The 20,606-nt window shown below is 55.5% G+C and carries 20 protein-coding genes; 11 read left to right on the plus strand and 9 right to left on the minus strand.

Going from position 1 to position 20,606, the window contains the following annotated elements; translation table 11 throughout:
* Positions 1-15 precede the first annotated feature (15 nt).
* The gene (ruvA, locus tag Poly41_RS00065; RefSeq protein WP_146523905.1) at positions 16-642 is read left to right on the plus strand and encodes a Holliday junction branch migration protein RuvA; all 627 of its coding nucleotides are present in this window, start codon (positions 16-18) and stop codon (positions 640-642) included.
* 72 nt (positions 643-714) lie between these two features.
* Positions 715-1,437 (plus strand): 3-keto-disaccharide hydrolase, encoded by a 723-nt coding sequence (locus tag Poly41_RS00070; protein WP_146523906.1) that lies wholly within the window; start codon positions 715-717, stop codon positions 1,435-1,437.
* A 29-nt stretch (positions 1,438-1,466) separates the two neighbouring features.
* On the opposite strand, the gene Poly41_RS00075 is transcribed toward Poly41_RS00070, so the two are convergent.
* Together Poly41_RS00075 and Poly41_RS00080 are read right to left on the minus strand one after the other, a co-directional pair.
* Entirely contained in the window at positions 1,467-1,967 is a 501-nt protein-coding gene (locus tag Poly41_RS00075; RefSeq protein ID WP_146523907.1) for a shikimate kinase, read from the minus strand.
* The gene (locus Poly41_RS00080; protein ID WP_146523908.1) at positions 1,964-2,821 is read right to left on the minus strand and encodes a shikimate dehydrogenase; all 858 of its coding nucleotides are present in this window, start codon (positions 2,819-2,821) and stop codon (positions 1,964-1,966) included. The genes Poly41_RS00075 and Poly41_RS00080 overlap by 4 nt, the downstream gene beginning before the upstream one ends.
* A 264-nt stretch (positions 2,822-3,085) precedes the next feature.
* On the opposite strand from Poly41_RS00080, the gene Poly41_RS00085 reads away from it, so the two are divergent.
* The 3 genes from Poly41_RS00085 to Poly41_RS00095 all read left to right on the plus strand — a co-directional run bounded on the left by Poly41_RS00085 (position 3,086) and on the right by Poly41_RS00095 (position 7,014).
* Positions 3,086-3,607, plus strand: a complete 522-nt coding sequence (locus Poly41_RS00085; protein WP_146523909.1) for a hypothetical protein — start codon at positions 3,086-3,088, stop codon at positions 3,605-3,607.
* 71 nt (positions 3,608-3,678) lie between these two features.
* Positions 3,679-5,679 (plus strand): glycoside hydrolase family 97 protein, encoded by a 2,001-nt coding sequence (locus tag Poly41_RS00090; RefSeq protein WP_146523910.1) that lies wholly within the window; start codon positions 3,679-3,681, stop codon positions 5,677-5,679.
* Between the two features lie 69 nt (positions 5,680-5,748).
* On the plus strand, positions 5,749-7,014 hold the full coding sequence (locus Poly41_RS00095) for a tetratricopeptide repeat protein (protein WP_146523911.1): 1,266 nt from the start codon (positions 5,749-5,751) through the stop codon (positions 7,012-7,014).
* A gap of 609 nt (positions 7,015-7,623) precedes the next feature.
* Here Poly41_RS00095 and Poly41_RS00100 read toward each other — a convergent pair.
* From Poly41_RS00100 to Poly41_RS00120, 5 genes are all read right to left on the minus strand, one after another.
* Positions 7,624-9,129, minus strand: coding sequence for a serine/threonine-protein kinase (locus Poly41_RS00100; RefSeq protein WP_146523912.1), 1,506 nt, complete (start codon positions 9,127-9,129; stop codon positions 7,624-7,626).
* Between the two features lie 170 nt (positions 9,130-9,299).
* Positions 9,300-9,680 carry a hypothetical protein gene (locus Poly41_RS00105; protein ID WP_146523913.1) on the minus strand — a complete coding sequence of 127 codons (381 nt, stop codon included), beginning with the start codon at positions 9,678-9,680 and terminating at the stop codon, positions 9,300-9,302.
* Between the two features lie 174 nt (positions 9,681-9,854).
* The gene (argS, locus tag Poly41_RS00110) at positions 9,855-11,867 is read right to left on the minus strand and encodes an arginine--tRNA ligase (protein WP_146523914.1); all 2,013 of its coding nucleotides are present in this window, start codon (positions 11,865-11,867) and stop codon (positions 9,855-9,857) included.
* Positions 11,868-11,913: 46 nt separating this feature from the next.
* Positions 11,914-12,414: a ribosome silencing factor gene (gene rsfS, locus Poly41_RS00115; protein WP_231615289.1), complete on the minus strand. Its 501-nt coding sequence runs from the start codon at positions 12,412-12,414 to the stop codon at positions 11,914-11,916.
* Positions 12,415-12,494: 80 nt separating this feature from the next.
* A complete protein-coding gene (locus Poly41_RS00120) occupies positions 12,495-13,346 on the minus strand; it encodes a class I SAM-dependent methyltransferase (RefSeq protein WP_231615290.1) in 852 nt (283 codons plus the stop codon).
* A gap of 15 nt (positions 13,347-13,361) precedes the next feature.
* Here Poly41_RS00120 and Poly41_RS00125 point away from each other — a divergent pair, with 15 nt between their 5' ends.
* Positions 13,362-14,630, plus strand: a complete 1,269-nt coding sequence (locus tag Poly41_RS00125; RefSeq protein ID WP_146523915.1) for a PQQ-binding-like beta-propeller repeat protein — start codon at positions 13,362-13,364, stop codon at positions 14,628-14,630.
* Positions 14,631-15,108: 478 nt separating this feature from the next.
* Here the strand turns inward: Poly41_RS00125 and Poly41_RS00130 are convergent, their stop codons facing one another.
* Together Poly41_RS00130 and Poly41_RS00135 are read right to left on the minus strand one after the other, a co-directional pair.
* On the minus strand, positions 15,109-15,672 hold the full coding sequence (locus Poly41_RS00130; RefSeq protein ID WP_231615291.1) for an NUDIX domain-containing protein: 564 nt from the start codon (positions 15,670-15,672) through the stop codon (positions 15,109-15,111).
* Positions 15,669-16,925, minus strand: a complete 1,257-nt coding sequence (locus Poly41_RS00135) for a lactate racemase domain-containing protein (RefSeq protein WP_146523916.1) — start codon at positions 16,923-16,925, stop codon at positions 15,669-15,671. Before Poly41_RS00135 ends, Poly41_RS00130 begins: the two co-directional genes overlap by 4 nt.
* Before the next feature lie 270 nt (positions 16,926-17,195).
* Between Poly41_RS00135 and Poly41_RS00140 the strand changes: the two genes are divergently transcribed.
* The 5 genes from Poly41_RS00140 to Poly41_RS00160 all read left to right on the plus strand — a co-directional run bounded on the left by Poly41_RS00140 (position 17,196) and on the right by Poly41_RS00160 (position 20,477).
* Positions 17,196-17,561, plus strand: coding sequence for an ATPase (locus Poly41_RS00140; RefSeq protein WP_231615292.1), 366 nt, complete (start codon positions 17,196-17,198; stop codon positions 17,559-17,561).
* 3 nt (positions 17,562-17,564) lie between these two features.
* Positions 17,565-17,969, plus strand: coding sequence for a flagellar basal body rod protein FlgB (locus tag Poly41_RS00145; protein WP_146523918.1), 405 nt, complete (start codon positions 17,565-17,567; stop codon positions 17,967-17,969).
* Positions 17,970-17,974: 5 nt separating this feature from the next.
* Positions 17,975-18,394 carry a flagellar basal body rod protein FlgC gene (gene flgC / locus Poly41_RS00150; RefSeq protein WP_146523919.1) on the plus strand — a complete coding sequence of 140 codons (420 nt, stop codon included), beginning with the start codon at positions 17,975-17,977 and terminating at the stop codon, positions 18,392-18,394.
* Between the two features lie 17 nt (positions 18,395-18,411).
* Complete coding sequence (fliE, locus tag Poly41_RS00155; protein ID WP_146523920.1) at positions 18,412-18,738, plus strand: flagellar hook-basal body complex protein FliE; 327 nt, start codon at positions 18,412-18,414, stop codon at positions 18,736-18,738.
* An 89-nt stretch (positions 18,739-18,827) separates the two neighbouring features.
* Positions 18,828-20,477 carry a beta-cystathionase gene (locus Poly41_RS00160; RefSeq protein ID WP_146523921.1) on the plus strand — a complete coding sequence of 550 codons (1,650 nt, stop codon included), beginning with the start codon at positions 18,828-18,830 and terminating at the stop codon, positions 20,475-20,477.
* The last annotated feature ends 129 nt before the right edge of the window (positions 20,478-20,606 follow it).

The raw sequence follows: 20,606 nt of genomic DNA on the forward strand, positions 1-20,606 counted from the left end.
CAAGGGAAGTGAAACGTGATTGTTACGATTACAGGAAAATTGGTTCGCGTGGGCGAAACGGCGGTGGTCATTGAATCGATGCCTTTTGAATACGAGGTCTTGGTCGCTGATTTTACTCGCAGACAACTGCAGGGGAAAATCGGTGAGCAAGCTCGACTGCATACGCTTGAATACATCGAGGGGAATGCGGCCCAGGGGGGACGGTTGACGCCGCGGTTGATCGGGTTTCTTTCGGAGCCTGAGCGACAGTTCTTCGACCTGTTTTGCAGCGTTGATGGCGTCGGCGTCAAGAAGGCACTTCGGGCCATGGTTCGACCGGTCAAGGAGTTGGCCGTTTTGATCGAACAGCAAGACGCCAAAGCTCTGTCGGCGTTGCCGGGGGTTGGCCCCGCCACCAGCGAACGCGTGATCGCCAAGCTACGGCGAAAGATGCCTCGATTTGCCTTGATGGTCGATCGCGATGGTGTCGGCGAAACGGCAGAACTTGGCTCTCAAGTCGTCAGCGAAACCTTCGATGCATTGGTCACGCTTGGACACAGCGAAGCCGACGCACGAAAATTGGTCGACGACGCGATCGCGAGTGGCAAGAAGTTTAAGGATACGGAATCGTTGCTTACCGCGATCTATCAACGCTCTCATTGATACTCAGTTGATTCGCAGACCGCACTGCGATGGCAAAACATACCCCTCACTTCAAGCTGATCGGAGTAGAAAATGAACATCCATCGATTACCTTCCCTTCCGTCGCGCGGCATGACTCGCAACGTAACGGTTTGCCAAGCCGCCGTGCTCGCCTTGTCGGTGCTGCTGGTCACTGGCAACATGTACGCTGAGGAGACCACGAGCCAGTTGCAGGCCGACCCCGAGGGTTGGATCGACCTGATGCCATCGGCAGACTTAAATGGGTGGTACCGTGTCACGGTTCCCCCGGGTGGCGAATTGGGACGCGCACAATGGCATGTCGATCGGGACAACGGTTTGCTCATTTGTGATGGCGATGGAGGCCACGATATGCTGTTGACCGAAACAGAGTACGGCGACGCGATCTTCCATTTTGAGTTTCGCTACACCGTGGTGGAAGGCAAAACGGGGTACAACAGTGGCGCTTACGTCCGCAATTCCAAGAATGGCGAGATTTGGCATCAAGCCCAATTCGGCGATGGTCGTGATGGTTACCTATTCGGCGTGACCCCCAGCCCCGAAGGCAAACCCAAATTCTTCCGCTTGAAGGACCAGGTCACCGAGGGGCGAGTCAAACCAGCGGGACAATGGAATACGATGGAAATGACGGCCAAAGGCGAGAAGATCTCACTGTGGGTCAACGGCGAAATGACGTGCGAATTTGAAACCTGCGGGCGCGCTCAAGGCCATCTTGGGCTTGAAGGCGAAGGCTACCGAATTGAATTCCGCAACCTCAAACTCAAGCCGCTACCGTAAGCAATCAGGGATCGTCGCGCTGCGTTCAGCTAGAGTTGACGCTCAATCTCGGCAGCGACCGCTTCAATCGACCGTGAGTCGGTGTCAATGGTCTTGTGCGCAATTCGCTCGTACAAGGGAGTCCGTCGCTCGAGGACCTCGACCACCTCATCGGTGAAGCTCTTGGTACCCGTTAGCGATGGCCGCTGGTCGTCACCACCGATCCGCTCGACGATCGTTCGTGGTGACGCCTTCAACCAAAAGACGGGGCCCGCCTCGCGCAACACGCCAAAGTTGCTCTCTCGCTCAATCACACCGCCGCCACAATCGATGACCAACCCGTCACGTGCTGCAAACGTGCGGACGATTTCTTCCTCAAGATCGCGAAAGCCTGCCCACCCTTGCTGCTCGACGATTTCGGGAACCGATTTGCCCGCTTTCTTGATCAATTCCGCATCCAAACTGACCACTTCCAGCCCGAGTGCATCGGCGAGCAACTTCGCAACGGCACTCTTGCCTGTTCCTCGATATCCAACCAAGACCACGTTCATAGACTCGCCTCCACCACTTGTCGCATCACATCGCGAGGTGCCTTTTGCCCTGTCCAGAGTTCGAACTGAACGTAAGCTTGCCCCAAGAACATCTCCAACCCCTGAATGGAGATACCGCCGGCCGCCTCCGTTTCCTTCAACAGCTTTGTTTGCCGTGGATTGTAAACGGCATCAAAAACGACCAATCCCTTCCTCAGCAATTCAGCCGGTACAAGGCTGGCATCTTCCTTGGGGTGCATGCCCACGGGAGAACAGTGCATCACAATATCCGCTTTCGCAATTTGGTCTCCGAGCGTGTCGTTGGTCATTTCAACCCCGACGACCTTGGCTCGCCCACGCAGTTGGGCATCGGCGACCAAACGGTCCCGTTCGTCCTTCACGACACCCAGAATTGACAGTTCGGCCGGTGGCGCTTCGCAGGCAAGCGTGACGGCGATGGCACGCGCCGCGCCGCCCGATCCCAGGACCAGCACCTGTTTTCCTTCCGGATCCGCCCCCGCGTCTCGCAAAGCATTCAGCGCTCCGAGTCCATCGGAGTTGTATCCAATCAATTTTCCGTTGTCATTGACAACCGTGTTGATGCAACCAATCCCCTGAGCCGTCGGGTCGACCTCATCCACATTGAGCATGGCTTCGACTTTATGAGGAATCGTCACGGACAATCCTCGATACCCCATCGCTCGTACACCCTCGAGTGCCTTGCCCACTTGGCCCGGCTCGACATCATGAGCCACGTAGACGTAGGGAAGTCCGAGTTTCTCGAACGCCGCATTGTGGATTGCGGGAGAGAGGGAATGGCCGACCGGGTGCCCAAACAGGGCACAAACCGTCGTCTTGGCGTCAATCGCAGGCATCAAACAACTCGCACGAAAAGAGAAAGACACGATGGGTCGCAATGGGGCGACCACGATGCTTGCCCGTTGGGTTATCGGGAGCAGCGACAGTTTAGGGGGCCGCTGCGGTCCGATCAACCGACGGCTACCGCTCACGCGGCATGCCCCGCAAGTCGGATGCACCGATCCCCACCCATGCGAACTCGCGTGCTAAAATGCGAACAATAAAAAGCACCGAGCTCTTTCCGTGTCAAAAATCGATAAAAATCGTTGAGGAGAAGTTCCATGAGTCGTCCGTTCCTACTACTGCTAGCGGGTCTGATCCTCGTCCTCTGTGAACCTGCGATCGGCAAAGATCCTTCCGCTAAAAACAAAGAGACTTCCGCCAAAAAAACGACGGGCGACGCGAAACGATTGCAGGGGACATGGATGGCAGACCTCGAGCCTGGGTTGCAGGGTCGCCTTGTCCTCGATGGCAGCACGCTGCTTTACGTCCACATCAACGACCGACGCGAAACGGTGATTTGGGATGGGCACTTCGCCGTCAATGAGCAGACCACTCCCAAACAAATGGATTGGACGCCTCTACGGCGTCGAGAAAAGAGCCCTCAGGCGAGTTTGGCCATCTATCGACTCGAAGGTGATTTATTACTGCTGATTGGCAGCACCGAATCCGAACGTCCCGTCGCGTTTTACTCAGGCGGAGGAGATACTCGGCCCAAAACCGTCATCTTTCATCGCGCTCAAGCCAACTCGAAACAGCGTTTGACCTCCGAGGGTCGCAGCAAAAAGCGGTCAGCGGAATAGCCACTTCGAAAGGGGACGCGATGAGGTTAAGATCCACGCTCTCGCATTCGAAAGACAAGAAGAAAACGACCATGAGAATTCGATTCTACTGCTTCCTTGTTGCTGTTTCGCTGAGCACATCCCTTGTCGTCGGCCAACCGGTTGAGGTGCCAAGCCCTAACTCACGTATCGCGGCAACGTTGAGCCTTGTCGAAGGCGTGCCCCACTGGCAAGTTGTCGCACTGGGGCAGCCACTTCTTGAGCCGGGCAAATTGGGGCTACATTTCGCCGACGGGAATCTCGGACCGTTGCATACCCTCGCGGTCACCACCCGATCGATCGATGAGACCATCGAAACCACTTGGGGAAAGTTTTCCCAGTACGCGAACCGTTGCAATGAACTCACTTGGACGTTACGAGAGACGACAGCGACCGCACGAACGCTTCAAATCATCCTTCGTGCTTATGATGACGGCATCGCGGTTCGCTATCGGCTTCCCGAGCACAGTGGATGGGATTCCACGATTCGGCTGGCGGACGATCTGACGGAATATTGTTTTTCGGAGGATGCCACGGGTTGGTGCTATGCAGGGGAGCATGACCCGATCGGACCGCAACCGCTTAGCCGCTTTCATCAAAGCGAAAAGATCGCGGCTCGATTGCCGTTGGTGGTACAGTTTCCATCTGGGCTGCATGCGGCGGTCATGGAGGCGGCAATCGAACACATCGCTCCGATGGATTTGGTTGCTCTAGAAGGTCGTGACTCATCGTTCCGAACCCATTTCGCCGCATCGACCTTGGCGAGTGGCGGGGTCACCAGTTGGCGGACCCTGCTCGTCGGCAAATCCGCTGGCGATCTGCTGACTTCTCCCCTGCTGGAGTGTCTGAATCCAGCCTGTGCCATCGAGGACACCGATTGGATCCAACCAGGGCTGGCGATGTGGGATTGGCGAGCTTGGGGAGCAACGACCGACGATGGATTCACCTATGGATTGGATATGCCCAGTTGGCGGCGATTTGTCGATTTCGCGGCAACTCACGGTATCGGCTACCTGGTCTTGGATGCCGGGTGGTATGGGCTGGAATTTGAAGCCACCTCCGATCCTCGAACCAGTCGTCCCTACTTGCTTGTCCAACCCGACCCAAAGAGTCCTCGGCTCGTTCCGCAGGACCCACCGGCGAATTGGCAGGACCCCACAGATATTCCGGAACTGATCCGATACGCAAGAGACAAGGAAGTGGGCATCATTTTGTACTTCAACGATATCGCTCGGGTGAACTTCCCCTTCGACGAGACGCTGGCGCTTTACCAGAAATGGGGGGCCGCTGGAATCAAGTACGGATTCATGAAGGGCAATGGACAGAAGAAGGTGCTCGACACGCGAATGATTGTCAAAAAATGCGCCGAGCATCAGTTACTTTGCGATTTCCACGACGATCCGATTCCACCTTCGGGGGATCAACGTACGTACCCCAATTATGTGACGCGCGAGTTCTGTCATTCCCAATCCGATGCGCTTCGTTCCTTTTCACCAAGTGATTTTTGTGAGCAAGTGTTTGTGAACATGCTGGCGGGACCGTTGGACATGTGCAATGGACTCTACACCTTGGAAAACCCCGCACGAGACCGGCCGAAGGTCTTCATGAATGTCGATTCGACGGTCGTAGCCGAAACCGCGCGTGTGATGATTGTTTTCTCGGGACTGTCGATTTTGCCCGATTGTCCGGAGGCTTACGAAGCCAAGGCCGACCTGTTTGAGTTTCTTGGCAAGCTGCCGATGACTTGGCAAGAAACACGAATCCTGCATGGTAAAATTGGCCATTTCATCACGACCGCGCGGCGCAGCGGTAGCGAATGGTTCATCGCATCGGCAACGAACGAGCAGTCACGCAGCTTGCCCATCAAGCTTGATTTCCTGGAACCGAATCAAACCTACACCGCAACCCTGTACGAAGATGCGCCCGACGCTGATTACCTCCACAATCGTGAAGCTTATCGGATCCGAAGGATCGAAGTGAAACAGGGCGACAAGATCGATGCAACGATGGCTCCCGGTGGCGGACACTGCGTATGGATCCGCAGAACCCAGTAGCGTCTTCAGTTTTGTGGGGTGTTTTGCGTCCCCGAAGCCTAGCGGGAAGAATGGACATTGAACGAGAGCATGGACCCCGACGACGACACGCAACGGAGCGACCAGCCGGAATCGTCGCGGGACGCCGGTTCGCTGCACGGGATTCGCGTGGCGCTTGCCGGACGCTTTGGATCGATGCTTCGCCGCGAAGCGGCCAACGTGCTGCGATCATTCGGTGCCGAAATTGTTGATCAAAAGGGGGCCGAACTCGATTGGGTGGTGATTGGCGCGGACCAATCTCCGCTGAGCGAAGCCGATTTATTGAGCGAGTCCACTCGACATGCCATCGCGCTGGGAACCTGTGAGTTGGTGCACGAAACGGGGTTGTGGCAAAGACTCGGACTGGTCGATCTTGAACCCTCGACGCGGCGTTACTACACACCCGCCATGTTGGCTCATCTGTTGGGCATCTCGGTACGCATCGTCCGACGCTGGCAACGGCTGGGATTGATCACCCCTGTCGAGACGCTCCATCGCCTGCCCTACTTTGATTTTGCCGAAGTCGCCACGGCCAAACGCTTAGCGAAATGGATCGCAGCCGGGGAAAGCGCCACGGTGATCGAGCAGCGATTGGTTGAGTGGGTCGAGTTGTTACCGAACATACACCGACCTTTGGACCAATTGTCGATCTTGGTCGAAGGCAAGCAGGTGTTGCTGCGAGGCGGTGAAGGATTGATCGAGCCGGGCGGACAATTGCGGTTCGATTTTGATGCATTCGAGCAGGGAACGTTGAATGAGAAACAAATTAATGCATCGGCACCACCCCCGACCGTCTTGTCCATCGTTCGCGATAACAATACGTCCTTCCCGTACAACCTTGAGCAAGCGGATGGCGACGACGAAGACGAATTGATGTCAGCGGCATTCCAGGCAGAAGACGCTGGTGATTTGCAATTGGCAATCGACTTTTATCACGCCATGCTTTCGCGGGATGGCCCCCATGCGGATCTTTGTTTTCAGCTCGGCGAACTGCTGTACCGCCGTGGCGAAGCGATTGCCGCCCGAGAACGCTATTACACTGCGATCGAATTGGATCCCGATTTCGTCGAAGCCAGAGCCAGTTTGGGGATTGTGCTTGCAGAGACCGACCAACAGGAATTGGCCGTCGCAGCGTTTCGCGGCGCGCTGGAAATTTTTCCGGACTACGCCGACGTTCACTATCACCTGGCCCGAACCCTTGACGACCTAGCACGCTGCGCCGAAGCAGTCAAACACTGGCGGCGGTTTTTGTCGTTGTACCCCGACAGCCCCTGGGCCGCAGAAGCTCGAATGCGGCTCGACGGTCTGGACGATTAGTGTCTAAGCCGGACTATTCGTTGGAGTGGTAGGCTTTAGCCGATTGCGTACGGGATCCTTGCTGAATCGGCTAAAGCCTACGACTCCAACGTGCGCAGTCTGTTTTTTACTCAATCGATGTAAGCTGATTGCATACAAAGGGCTACGGGAAATATGTTTGGACTGATGAATAATCCTCCACGCCTGCCCCGCGATGACCAGAAGAAACGAGATAGTGAGTTCCTGGAGAATCCGGGCTAAGCGGAACATAACGCAGCGGAGCACCCAACCCGACAGGAAAGGTCGATTTTTTTGGAGGGACGCGTTAAAACGGGCTCATCCGACGGAAGCGCGCGGAACCCAGACTCGAGGTTTTTTGGAGGTATGGCTCCGGTGTCCAATGATCTCTTAGAAAAGAGTCCCCGACGGACGGTCGTCCGCCGGGAACCGGTAGCACCCTTGGCGCACCGTCGACCGGGATATCCCTTATCAAGTTGCACCTCTGCAGAGCTCCACTCCGTTTCTCCCGGCAACTGCACGATAACAAGTGAAAATAGCTCCTGCCAGCAATGATTGGACACCCGAGAGATGCCTCGAAAACCTCCTGCGCACGCTTCCGCCGGATGAGCGTTAAAACGTCCCGATTTGACGCCGCGGTACATCGGCGAGTACGAGTGCCAGCGCTGTTCGCAACTCTCGGACCTTCAAGGGAAGCCCCAACATTTTTCGATTGGGGCCACGCGTTGCCGCCGCGATCAAATGGGTCTGTTTGCGGTCGATCAACAATACCGTTGGAATATCTCGAGTGGCTTCCTCTTCTGCAAAACGATTGTGGGCTTCGATGGCGGCACTGCCGAGGTCCGAGGCTCCAAAGATCACCGCATCCGCAGGCCTTTCCTCGCCGGCCGCGAATCGTGATAACGCGCGATCGGGATCTTGAATGACTAACACGCGATACCCACGTGCCTTCAAACGATCACGCACCGCGTTTTGAAGCGTCGCCTTCGATTCGACGAACATGACCACATAGCCTTCCCCCTCATTGGACGGCAATTCATCGTCATCGTGATGTTCCGCCATCGGTTGATGGTAATCGCCACCGGCCGACCCGACGTCACCCCGTTCGAGCAGGGTGATCGCTTTTTTGATCTCGGCTTGCATCTCACCCGCGGACTGAAAGCGCTCGTTGACATTGTATCGCATCGACTTCTGCACAATTTGATTGGCGACACCGGGTACGTCCGGTACCAACGATGGCAACGGCGTGATATCGATGAAGCGATTGACATTCAGCCGAGCGAGTCGGTCGCGCGTTTCGATAAGCGCCGGCGTACCCGCCAGCATGTGGTAGAGCATGTTTCCCGCGAAGAAAACATCACTCCGCGGATCGTCTTTCCGAACCCCCGTCCCACGTTCGAGTGCTGCATAGTCAATCGCCCGCGCGTTCGGGCAATCGGCAACCACATCGGGGTTGTTGCGATCGGCAAGCGCCGCAAGACCAAAGTCAACCAACTTGGCTTTGCCATCGGTCGAGATCAACACATTCGACAACTTCAAGTCACGGTGTGAAATCCCCAACTGAGCAGCATGAGACAAGCCGGAACAGACATCATAGATGAGCTTGAGCGCCAAATCTGCGGGCAGTTTGCCTCGGACCTTCACCAATTCACGCAGCGTTTGCCCTTCGACAAACTCCATCACCAAGAACGGATGGCGGATGTCCGGGACCACATCATAAATGCTGACAATGTTTGGATGTCGGAGTTTCAAGCCCATCCGACCTTCGCGTAAAAACTGCTCCAACTCCTTCGGCTCATCCCGAAATCGCTTGCGCAGGACCTTAACGGCGAAGACCTTATCGTCCTTGGACGCCCGATAGACCCGCGCAAAGGTCCCTGCTCCAATCAAATAGAGGACCTTGTATTCACCGTAGTAGTAACCGGACCGGTCTCCCCGGAGGATCTTTTCGGTTTGCAGCGTGGTTACGATCCCCGCTCGCTGCATCGACTCGATGGTCGCAGCGAGCGAATGATTACCCGCACCATGCTCACTACGCACTCGATCGACCGCGCGGATGTCCGCTAAGCCAAGATCCTTGATCCGGAGGATGAATTGTTCGGGGGTCAGCGAACTCATAAACGACTGGTCAGATAATTACGCAACGAGAAGGTGAGTATCGGCCCTTACGAACGGTCCGCGGTCGAAGAACGCAAGACGATTCGTGAGCCACAAGCCGTGAAAACGGCCGTATCTGAATAGTTTACACAAAACCTTGCGTTTTGCGCCAGTCTCTTTGCCAGGAAAGCCTACTTGTTTGCAACCGTTTCTAGCAAATCCAATGCTTCACGCGTTTGTTGATACCCACCCAATTCGGCTGTGAGCTGTTGCAATTGCAGCAGAGCGTCAAAAGGAGTCGATTTGGCGGCTGCCGAAGGCTTGACCGATCGTGGTGGACGGCCCCGTTTTACCGTTCCCGCCGCTTTCTTGACCGGGCGTCCCGCTTTGCGTGTCTTCCCGCCGTTTCGCTTCGCATTGGAGCGAATCGTGCTGACGTATTGACCATTGATGTCGATCCCCTGCTTTTTCAGGTCCTCTGCGACCTTTTTCGGGGACGTGCCGGGATGCGCGGCATCATAATCACGAATCGCTTGTGCGGCATTGACCTTGGACGCCTTCTTCTTTGCCATGTTTTACTCAATTGATGATAAGAAAAAACGTCCGTGTCTCTAAACTAACTCGCTTCCAAGTCGAATACCGTATCGAAATTTCCGATCGCGTCAATCGTTGAGATAGGTCAACCAGGGAAGGTAGGTCAGATTATACGATACCGCCAGGGAAACCCTACAACGGTGCAGACAATCCTACATCCGAGCAACGACGTGGATACCCAACAAGTCAAGACCGAGTCGAAGCACACGCCCGCAGAGGGCGACCAGTGCCAAGCGAAGCGACGCGATTGCATCATTGTCCGCCTTCAAGACATGGCAATTGTCATTAAAGACGGCATAAGCTTTTGCCGTCTCATACAGATAATCGACCAAAGCGTTCGGCGCATAATCTTGGTGGACTGCCTTCAGTGCTTCCTCCAACCTGAGCAAACTGATTGCTAAAGCTCGCTCCGCCGGGTGATGGAACCGGTCGATGGATTCGGCAATTTCTGTCACGGCGGTTTCGCTCGAGCCCGCTTTGCGAAGAATGCCCTGCGTTCTCGCATACGAATACTGAATGTAGGCCGAGGTGTTCCCATCAAGCGAAACCATCTTATCAAGGCTAAATCGATAGTCACTGGTTCGATGATGTGATAGGTCGGCGTATTTGATCGCACCGAGCCCCACGGCTTCGGCAACCCGACGTTGTTCTTCACGGTCCATCGGCGGATCGATTCGCGACAATCGTTCGGGGTCACAAACCACTTGCCGGGCACGATCGATTGCGTCCGACAACAGCCCCTCGAGCCCGATGAGTGTGCCGCTGCGGGTTTTCATCGGACGCCCATCTTCTCCCAACACGGTTCCAAAATTGACATGCACCAATTTGACCTTGTCCCTACCGATCTGTTCTGCCACCGCAAACAGCTTTTCAAAATGCTCGCTTTGCCGCGTATCGACGACATACAAGATCTCATCGGGTGCAAACTCCTCAAGCCGATACGCCAAGGTTGCCAGATCGGTCGTCGCATACAAAAACGCGCCATCCTTTTTCTGGATGATCATGGGTGCGTCAAAACCCTCCAAGAAAACACAAACGGCTCCTTCGCTATCGCGTGCGAGTCCACGTTTTTTTAGATCCTCCACGACTTCGGACAGCATCGAATGGTAGAAGCTTTCACCGAGTGTATGATCGAAACCGATATCGAGTGCGTCGTAGATACGGTTAATCTCATCCTTGCAATGGGGCAAAAACTCCTCCCACAATCGTAAATTCTGTTCGTCCCCCTGGTGCAACTTCACCGTCTCTTGCAACACCGCATGATCAACGTCCGCGTGTTGTTGGGCCTTGACCCGCAAATCGGCATCGTTTTCGACGGCTGCGATTTTCTTGGTTGCGGAGCGAAGCTTGCTATCGAGTGATTTCAATTTCGATTGGGCGCTCGCCAGGCGTTTCTTCGCTTTCTTCTGTTCTTTGGGATCGGAGGTCGCTATCGATTCAGCCTGTAAACGCTCGACTTCGGATTCGGCCGCACACCGATCCGTTTGAGCCGTTTCGATCGATCGCTTGGCCTTGCGGTACTCGATCAATTGATTGACCAAACGATACAGCTTTGACAATTCGGGGACCGGGTTCTTCGCAACGAGATCGGGATCGCCAAAATGTTTGTAGCCATAAATGATGATTCCAAACTGAGTTCCCCAATCCCCCAGGTGATTGTCGGTGATCGTTTCGTGGCCGAGGAAACGCAGGGTTCGGGCGAGTGCATCGCCGATCACCGTGCTGCGAATGTGGCCAACATGCATGGGCTTGGCAACATTGGGAGACGAAAAATCGACGAGGATTCGGCGAGCCGGATTGGCCTTGGACACCAAACAGCGAGGGTCACCAAGCATCGCACGTAGTTGGTCAACTAAGTAGGAATCCTTCAATCGCAGGTTGATAAAGCCAGGACCAGCGACCTCCGCCGGCTCACAAAGGTCACCGACCTGAAGCGCATCAACAATCGCCGCAGCCACTTTGCGAGGGTTACTGAATTCGGCGTTCGTGGTGCCCCATTGCTTGGCAAGTGGCATTGCGCAATTGACCTGGTAATCACCAAATTTCGGGTCATTGGTGGCGCGGATCATTGACGCATACGCGCCGACGTCCCCCGTGAGTCCAAACTTCGTCAATTCCGACAGCGCGTCTGCCAATCGCAGACGTAGAAGGTCAGGGAGATGCATCGTGCAGTTCTTCGAGCCAAAAGAAAAAAGGAAAGGAGTCGTGCAGCTACTCGGCTTTCAGTCCGAGTTCTTCGAGGGGGATCCGCTTACCATCAGCCCAAAGCGATTCGAGGTCGTAGTATTCGCGAGTCTCTTCGTCGAACAGATGCACGACGACGCTGCCGTAATCGAGCACGATCCAGCGACTTTCTTGATAGCCCTCAATATTCAAGCGTCGATCTCCGATCTCTTTTTCCAAGACATCATCGATCTGTTCGCTGATCGCGTGCAACTGCCGTCGACTCGATCCGGTCGCCAAGACGAACAAATCAAACTCGGCGGTTTGGGCACAAACATCAAGTACCATGACGTCTTGGCCCTTGTTCTCTAAGGCAACACGAGCCGCCGCGGTGGCCAATTTACGGCTGTACTCCGTCCCGTGTGGGCGAATCGCTCGCGATGCGGTCAGCATCGGGTTCTTGCTCTTGCTCGATTTCGTTGCGGTCTTCGGGGATGCCGATTCGATCGTTTCGATTGCGTGTTCAGTTTCATTGGTTGGTTCTGTCATACGCGAAGTTTAATGGATTTACGGAAACTGTCACGCTCTAACAGCAGCAAAACGGCGAAAACACTCGCGAATTGCCGGTTTCAGTTCTCTGGCAGCCACAACCGTGATCCACTCGAGTCTGCGCACGGGGCCGCCGCAAGATCCCCGCTGCCCTCGACCCGTCTCGCCTTGATTCTCAGATACGGCGCAACGTACTTCGCACGATGCCCAAACGATCCCGGCACCGCTTGCGGGTCGGCATGAACCGGTTCAACCAAGTCTTCGATCACAAAACCGCTGCGGCACATCCCTCCGACGATCTGCTCCCATCGATGCAGAAACTCGGTTGCACCCGACTCCCTGAGTCGCCGCCCCGCCGGGGTCATCGATTGGGGGGCCGGAAGAGGCGTTTGGCGGTAATAGGGATGCTGCAAGCGATACAATTGATCGTGTTGAGGTTCGAGGTCACTCTGCAAACTGACGGGGTTTTTATGCTGGCTGATGTAGAGTCCTCGGCCTCGGAGCACGCGAGCGACCTGGCGAAAAACAGGCTGAATCTCTGGCACGTAACAGGTGCTGACCGGCTGAACGACGAGATCAAACTCGGCATTTCGCAGCATTTGCAGGTTTTCCATCGAGGTCTCAAACAGACGAACCTTCCAACCCCGCTCGGTCGCCATCTTTCGATCCAGCTCCAACATCGCCCCGCTCAGGTCCACGACGGTGACGGAAGCGCCCGCAGCGGCATACAATGAACTTTGTCGACCGCCGCCGGCTGCCAAACAAAGCACGTGCGATCCCTGCAGCGAACCACCGAGCCATCCACAAGGATCGAGCGTCGCCAGCGGGTTGGCCAATTCCGCCTCCGTGGCCGGTTGGCAGAGTGGGTTCCCCGCATCCGCCATCGCGTCGTAGACGCGGCGGTTATTTCGTAAGATCTCGTCAACGTTCATGGAAAGTCTGTCACTGTGATAAAACCAATCCGCAACCTTGCGTTACTGTTGACCATTTGTTTTGCTTTCGCAACCGCTCGGGCCGATTGGCCGAGTTGGCGCGGGCCGTTTGGCCACGGTAGCACCGACGGTGGCAACTATCCGACCCGCTTGGATGATGGCACGTTGTTGTGGCAAGCCGATTTGCCGGGCAAAGGCTGTTCCACGCCGATTGTCCTGGACCAGACGATTTTTGTTACCGCGCCGGTCGATGGCCAGGATGCGGTTTTGGCGTTCGATTGGTCGGGAACACGGCTTTGGGCCACCACGTTTGGAAATGAAATACTGGGGAAACACCGCAACGGCTCGGGCTGCAACGCGTCACCGGTAACCGACGGCTCGGGAGTGTTTGCCTATTTCAAGAGTGGGACACTCGCAGCTGTCAATTTGGATGGCTCGGTTCGCTGGGAAACCAACTTGACCGAGCGGTTCGGTGAGGACAATCGGTTTTGGGATCACGGTTCGTCCCCTGTCTTGACGAACAAACACGTGATCATGGCTCGCATGCACGCAGGCGATTCTTGGGTCGCAGCGTTCGACAAAGAAAACGGCGAGTTAGCATGGAAAGTGGATCGAACCTACAAAACGCCCCGTGAAGCCGATCAGTGCTACACGACGCCGTTGGTCATCGACTACCAGGGAAACGAAGCGATCTTGGTGTGGGGCGCCCAGCATTTAACGCTACATGACGCTGACGACGGAAAGGTCGTTTGGTCGTGCGGTGGCTTCAATCCCGACCAACACGAGTTGTGGCCAGCGATTGCAACGCCGGTCATTCTGGAAGAGATGATCGTGATCTGCTATGGCCGAAACGACCGGCGTGAACCCCGAATGTTTGGGGTCGCTCTTTCTGGCCAGGGTGATGTGAGCGAAACCAATCATGTCTGGCAGCGTGATGACATCAGCGCGTTCGTTCCGAGTCCCGCAGCCCACCAAGGGCTCGTCTACATTGTCCGTGATCGAGGTGAAATTGAATGCATCGCCCCGGCCACCGGTAAGTCGATTTGGAGCGATGCGTTTCCCAAACATCGGACATCGTATTATGCGTCGCCCGTGATCGTGGGCGACTACCTCTATGCGCCGCGCGAAGACGGGGTGGTCATGGTTGCTTCGATTGCCAATAACCAATTCGAGTTGCTATCAGAAAACGCGTTGAACGAGCCGGTCATCGGGTCACCCGTGCCGGTGGATCATCGCATTCTGATTCGTGGCGAAAATCACCTCTATTGCTTTGTGACCAAATAGCAGACGCTGTAACCGGGCTCGAGTGGACCGTCAAGGTTAGAACTGCGAACTGGGACGTAGTGGACTTCGCCAATAGTCCCTAAGAACATTTGAGTTACGGATTTCTGGCGAAATCCACTACCCCATAGTTTAAGGCTCATCCGGCGGAAGCGTGCGCAGGAGGTTTTCGAGGCATCTCTCCGGTGTCCCATCATTGCTGGCAGGAGCTATTTTCACTTGTTATCGTGCAGTTGCCGGGAGAAACGGAGTCGAGCTCTGCAGAGGTGCAACTTGACAAGGGATATCCCGGTCGACGGTGCGCCAAGGGTGCTACCGGTTCCAGGCGGACGACCGTCCGTCGGGCACTCTTTTCTAAGAGATCCTTGGACACCGGAGCCATACCTCCAAAAAACCTCGAGTCTGGGTTCCGCGCGCTTCCGTCGGATGAGCCTAATTTAAGGCTGACGGTCCACGAGCATGTTAGCCAAGGAGGTAGGGGTTAGGTCGTGGTCGTCGCCACCCAGCGGTCGATGGCGATCCGGTTGGACTCGAAAGCCATTTGGCCGAACAGCTCCGATGTTGCGTCCACCCAACGAAATTCCGTTAGCTCGGACGTTTCGAGCCGAATGACGGTGTCGTCCTCGGCTTTGCAGACAAAGAAGAGATCGATTACCGAGACGATGATGCCACCGTAGTGATAGTGATTGGGGTGCGTCATCATCAAGTGTCGCTGTGCAAGGGTCAGCTGCGTTTCTTCGTAGACCTCTCGCGCTAACGCATCTTCGATCGTCTCGTCGCGATCGACAAAACCGCCTGGGAGCCCCCATTTTCCTTGACCTGGATCCCGAGCTCGCCGAACCAACAGCAGTTGCCCCTGGTCATTCGTGACCAAGGCCCCCACCGCAGCGACGGGGCCAAAGAAATTTGCGAACGCACACTCGGGACAACGAAACGGAACCCTGCCGACATGCGGGTTCTTTACGCCACAGGAAGGACAGAAGCGATGTGCTTGCTCAATCGGTACCTCGCTCTGGGTCGCCGACATTCCCTGCTTCTTCGTCATCGCGACCGCTCTTGGGATGATGTGGAGTGTTGGTACCGCAAGTTGGAATCGAAGGTGCCGCCTGCGAATTGTGCCGACCGCAGCGTACCGCAGGCTGCAAACGATCGACTGACATGTTCGACGCCATCGATGGAATCGACGGCCCCTATTCCCAAGGACTCGACGATCTCCGCAGCAACTTGACTGTGCAGCAAGAGCCGATACTCGCTGCCCACGCGTTGGATCGTTTCGGCAATTTCGATCGAATCATCCCAAAGCGTGAACCCATCGCCCGATTCCTTCTCGTCTCCCCCGACGCTCGAATCGTCGGAACCGCCGTTGCTGCGATGGACCAACCGATCACTTGGCGGTTCGCTGATTTGCGTCCAAACCAAAACCGTTCCGCCCGGTTCGGTGTGTGTGGCCGCGGCACCGATGGCACGTGCCAGGTTCAGCCAAGTGTGCTGTTGTGCCGACCCCTCGATCGACGCGATCACCAAGGGGGCCGCCGGCGGGAACTCATCGTCGCTCCGTCGCGGTTGATCATAGGAACGACGAATGGCATCAGGGGTTCCCGAGAAGATTGCACCGGCGCAGCCTTGTTCGTTGGCCGCGACGGCCAGAATCAATTGCACCCCCAACATCCAACCGATCTGAGACTCGTTACCGGGCCGTTTGGTTTTGCGACTCGATGGGGCCGACAAATGATGACGAATTCGTGTGTTTGAATCCGCCAGCATGGGATAGACGCCACTCAACTCTCTGCCATCGACGGCATCCCAAGGCCGGGCGGCAATCAGCGGCAGCACCAAATCGGCATCGACTAACAGACGGCTCAAGTAGACCGGCTCGGCTTGATCATCGACCCCCAAGTAGCGAAGGGATTCACGGTTTTCGCTATCATGGCGAGAGATCGTCGCCAGATTCTCAAATTCAGCAGTGAGCCATTCCAACGTCGCGTCGGTCGCCTCGTCCCAGAGCACGATGTCCACCGCATCCGCATCGGCTTGTTCTATTTCAAGCAGCACCCCGCGGATCACCTCGACGAGATCGGGCAAATTCGGGTCAACCGCTAACGCGACCCGGTCACCGGGGGCGATTGCCGCAGAGAGCGGAGGATAGTCGGCCGGAGTTCGCAGCGCGTAGCGAACCGCTGCCGGGATGTCCTTGATTTGAGATCGACTCGTCGTGGCGTCATAGTGCCAAGCGAGATTCGAGGCAATTCGCGGTAGGACGTCCTCAAACGTGTGGGAAGGATGCGGAGGCAAATTCATAAATCAGATGTGGCTCAGCGAATCGAAACGATAAGACAAACGTCTCATGAGCCCTTCATTCTCAGCAAATCCTGGTCAGCCACCAGCACCCCATTGCGCAGGGGAGTCGATTCGCTCGTTGCAATTCATCTTGCGTCGACGGTGTCCGGTGGGTTATCAGCCAGTTCCGAACAATATTATTACCTCAAAATGGATCATTGGGAGCGTACCGTGTCACATCATTGGATCGACCCGAAGGCCTGCGAATCATTAGCAATTCTCGTAGAATCCGTGTCTTGTGCCATTTTGACTCAGAATCATTCGCCGATCTGCTTGGAAGTCGATATCGACCCGAGCATCCGGATTCCAGCCGACGGTGAAAAAGTTGCCGAGCTTGTCCGCACCCTGGTGAACCAATCCATCGCCGAAATGGGGGTCCAGGGGGGCGAATTGACGATCACGGCCGTGGATGTCTCCAGCGGATTGGAATTGGAGGTCGCTGATACGGGCCGCAGCATTGAGCAGCGAGCGACTTCGCTTCCGTTTATTGCGGCGGCGCTCGGGGCAAAGATCCATTGGCAAAATTGTCCCCAAGGCGGCGCGGCCGCGACCATCGTTTTCCGGCCCACCGCGGGCGCTTCGCGAATGGTGGCCTGAGCCATGTTAGGGATCTTCCAAAACAGCACGATTCCTGCGTTGGAGCAATCGCTCAATTTCTCGGAGCGACGGCATGAATTGCTTGCTGGCAACTTAGCCAATCTCCGCGTGCCGGGTTACCGAAGTCGCGATTTGGACGTCGATGGCTTTCAAAACGCGTTGGCCGAATCGATCCGAAACGCGGAAAACCCTGTCCAGCAAAACGTTACCGGTCCGGTGACCCGGGACGACCTTTACGCCGGACCGCGTTCGGCGACCGAACAGGTTGTTTACCACGACGGCAGCGATGTCTCGTTGGAAAGTCAAGTCACCGAATTGAACAAGAACCAACATCTACACAGCTTAGCGATCACAACGATGCGCAGCCAATTTGCGTTGTTGCGAGCCGCGATCACGGAACGAGCCTAGTCATCATGTTGCGATCACTCGACATCAGCACCTCCGCACTCGTTGCCCAACGGACTCGCCTGAATGCGATTTCGGGCAACCTTGCCAACATTTCGACGTTGAAAGACGAAAATGGAGAAGCCAACGCATATCAAGCCCGCCAGGTTGTCTTTCAAACGGACGATTCCCTCACCACCTCCGGGGCCTCAGGTGTGAAAGTCGCTGAAATCAAAACCAGCGACGCCGAACCACTTTACCGCTATCAACCCAACCACCCGCTGGCGATTGAAGAAGGGAAGTGGAAGGGATACGTCGCCTATCCCAATATTGATTTGACGACCCAAATGGTCGATGCACTGGAGACCACGCGTGCTTATGAAGCGAACGTCGGTGTGATGGAAATCACCAAGAGCTTAAGCCGAGAAACGTTGTCCATTTTGGCGTAACCCTGTGCCCTTAACTCATGAAACCGATCACCAACGCCTTTGCGCCGCCATCTCGACCGGTCAATCCCTTTGCGAACTCGCCCTTGTCGAAAACGGCTGGCGGACGCGAGGTGTCGACGGGGATGGATTCGTTTGCGAGCTTGATGAGCGATCAGGTTCACGGCGTCAATTCGATGCAGAACAATGCAAATGAAATGGTTCATTCGTTGTTGACCGGTGGCGACGTGAATGAAGCCGAAGTCTTGACGTCGGTTCAAAAAGCCGACCTCGCCTTTCGCATGTTGTTGCAGGTCCGTAACAAGTTGATGGAAGCCTATCGCGAGGTTCAACAGATACAAATTTGACGCGGACCTTCCGACGGAGGTCGCAAACACCTTGGGCAACGATGACTCTTTAGGAACCCGATACTCCATAGCGCAAAATTCAACAATTCATGAACTTCTTCAACCAATCAACCGAACAGATGCGAGAAGCCTTCAAGGCGATGCCGGTTCAATCGCGAATCATCACGGTGATGTTAGTCGCTGCGATTGCGATCGGCTTGGCATTTTTGGTTCAAGGCAGCGGTTCGACGAGTCATGAACCCTTACTCGGTGGTCGCGTTTTCAACGAAAACGAATTGGATTTGATGGAATTGGCCCTGGGGCACGCGGGGCTAAACGATTTCAAGCGAGAGGGACACCGAATCTACATTCCGAAGGAGGCCCGAAGTGAATACCTTGCTGCACTCAGCGAAGCAAAATCGTTGCCCGTTTCGCTTCAGACGCATTTGCAATCCGCGCACCGTGCAGCCAGCCCGTTTGAGTCAAACGAGCAACGACATGCTCGCGAGATGCACGCAAAGGAACTCGATTTCGGTTCCCATTTGGCCCGTTTTCCTGACATCAAGTTTGCCAGCGTCGACTATGATCGAGCCGAGCGTTTTGGGCTTAGCCGAGCGCGTCCTCAGTCGGCCAGCGTGATCGTGACTCCTGAAGGAACCGACCCGCTGCCGAAATATCGCATTGAGCAAATCAAAGAGATCATTCGAGCGGCTTATGCAGGAATGTCCAGCGAAGACGTATCGGTCGTCGACACGAACTCGGACGGCTCGATTGGATTTGACGAGGATGCGGATCCGTTGGCGGCAAAAAGACGCAACGAGATCGCCTACTATGAACAAAAAATCCGCAAACACTTGCTCGGCTACGGCAACGACATCCAAGTTTCGGTCTATGCCGAGATTGACCCCACCATGGACGTTGAAAAGACGACGCTGAGTTACGACAGCGAACGAACCACGTTACAGGACAAGTCGAAAAAGATCGATACGGAAAGCGTCCGGCCGATGAGCCAAGGTGTTCCTGGGGTGGTCCCCAATGCAATCGGGCTTCGTGCCCAAAGTCTGGATGGCACCGACCCCAACGCACAAGTTTCGAAAACGAAGGAAGACGAGCGAGAAAGCATTGGGGTGGCGGGGCAGCAGTATGAGAATTCTCGCGTGGCTTCACTTCAAACCACTCGCGTTCGAGCTGTGATTACGCTGCCTCAAACGTACTACCAAGAATACTGGAATCAATCGTGGCTGCGTGACAATCCCACAAAAACGATTGACGACGTCGAACCGATGCGCACCGCCGATTTGGAAAAGACCCGTCTGGAGGTCAAAAGCAATATTCAACGAACCGTGACACCTCTATTGCCCGAAGTCAATGCGGGCGAGAGCAAGATCGAATTGGTCGATGTGACCGACTACTTGGTGTTGCCACAGGACGAGATGCCAGAGCCCGACACGGCAAAAATTGCGTTGACTTGGCTGTCCCAATCATGGCGAACGATCGCTTTGATCTTCCTTGCATTGGTCGCACTGCTTGTCGCTCGGTCAGCGATTCGAAGCAGTGGTGATGGAGTCCCAGGGGAATTCAATGAAGGTTTTGGGCTTGAACTTCCCGCGGCACCCACGTTGGTCGCCGAAGACTCGACCAAAAGCGAAGCGATGGAAATTACAGGAGGCACGTTGAAAGACGAGTTGGTAACGATTGTCGAAAGCAATCCTGAGATCGCAGCCAACGTGATCCGAAGCTGGGTCGCCGAAGCTGCATGACGTGCTTGAGTTCGTCGCCTGCTTCGTGCGCAGGTACCGCTAAACGTGAACTCCAACGGGATGCCAGAACACTTCCGGCTCCCACGCCCCGCGACGGTCAAGATCCTATTTCGCTCTTTCCTTGCGAGG

It is taken from the genome of Novipirellula artificiosorum (assembly GCF_007860135.1).
In the GTDB taxonomy this organism is placed as follows: domain Bacteria; phylum Planctomycetota; class Planctomycetia; order Pirellulales; family Pirellulaceae; genus Novipirellula_A; species Novipirellula_A artificiosorum.

Excerpts from the sequence above, each read along its gene's own strand:
- Poly41_RS00070 (WP_146523906.1), top strand. The coding sequence starts at position 715 with ATGAACATCCATCGATTACCTTCCCTTCCGTCGCGCGGCATGACTCGC.
- Poly41_RS00075 (WP_146523907.1), bottom strand. The coding sequence starts at position 1,967 with ATGAACGTGGTCTTGGTTGGATATCGAGGAACAGGCAAGAGTGCCGTT.
- Poly41_RS00080 (WP_146523908.1), bottom strand. The coding sequence starts at position 2,821 with ATGCCTGCGATTGACGCCAAGACGACGGTTTGTGCCCTGTTTGGGCAC.
- Poly41_RS00085 (WP_146523909.1), top strand. The coding sequence starts at position 3,086 with ATGAGTCGTCCGTTCCTACTACTGCTAGCGGGTCTGATCCTCGTCCTC.
- Poly41_RS00090 (WP_146523910.1), top strand. The coding sequence starts at position 3,679 with ATGAGAATTCGATTCTACTGCTTCCTTGTTGCTGTTTCGCTGAGCACA.
- Poly41_RS00095 (WP_146523911.1), top strand. The coding sequence starts at position 5,749 with ATGGACCCCGACGACGACACGCAACGGAGCGACCAGCCGGAATCGTCG.
- Poly41_RS00100 (WP_146523912.1), bottom strand. The coding sequence starts at position 9,129 with ATGAGTTCGCTGACCCCCGAACAATTCATCCTCCGGATCAAGGATCTT.
- Poly41_RS00105 (WP_146523913.1), bottom strand. The coding sequence starts at position 9,680 with ATGGCAAAGAAGAAGGCGTCCAAGGTCAATGCCGCACAAGCGATTCGT.
- argS (WP_146523914.1), bottom strand. The coding sequence starts at position 11,867 with ATGCATCTCCCTGACCTTCTACGTCTGCGATTGGCAGACGCGCTGTCG.
- rsfS (WP_231615289.1), bottom strand. The coding sequence starts at position 12,414 with ATGACAGAACCAACCAATGAAACTGAACACGCAATCGAAACGATCGAA.
- Poly41_RS00120 (WP_231615290.1), bottom strand. The coding sequence starts at position 13,346 with ATGAACGTTGACGAGATCTTACGAAATAACCGCCGCGTCTACGACGCG.
- Poly41_RS00130 (WP_231615291.1), bottom strand. The coding sequence starts at position 15,672 with ATGACGAAGAAGCAGGGAATGTCGGCGACCCAGAGCGAGGTACCGATT.
- Poly41_RS00135 (WP_146523916.1), bottom strand. The coding sequence starts at position 16,925 with ATGAATTTGCCTCCGCATCCTTCCCACACGTTTGAGGACGTCCTACCG.
- Poly41_RS00145 (WP_146523918.1), top strand. The coding sequence starts at position 17,565 with ATGTTAGGGATCTTCCAAAACAGCACGATTCCTGCGTTGGAGCAATCG.
- flgC (WP_146523919.1), top strand. The coding sequence starts at position 17,975 with ATGTTGCGATCACTCGACATCAGCACCTCCGCACTCGTTGCCCAACGG.
- fliE (WP_146523920.1), top strand. The coding sequence starts at position 18,412 with ATGAAACCGATCACCAACGCCTTTGCGCCGCCATCTCGACCGGTCAAT.
- Poly41_RS00160 (WP_146523921.1), top strand. The coding sequence starts at position 18,828 with ATGAACTTCTTCAACCAATCAACCGAACAGATGCGAGAAGCCTTCAAG.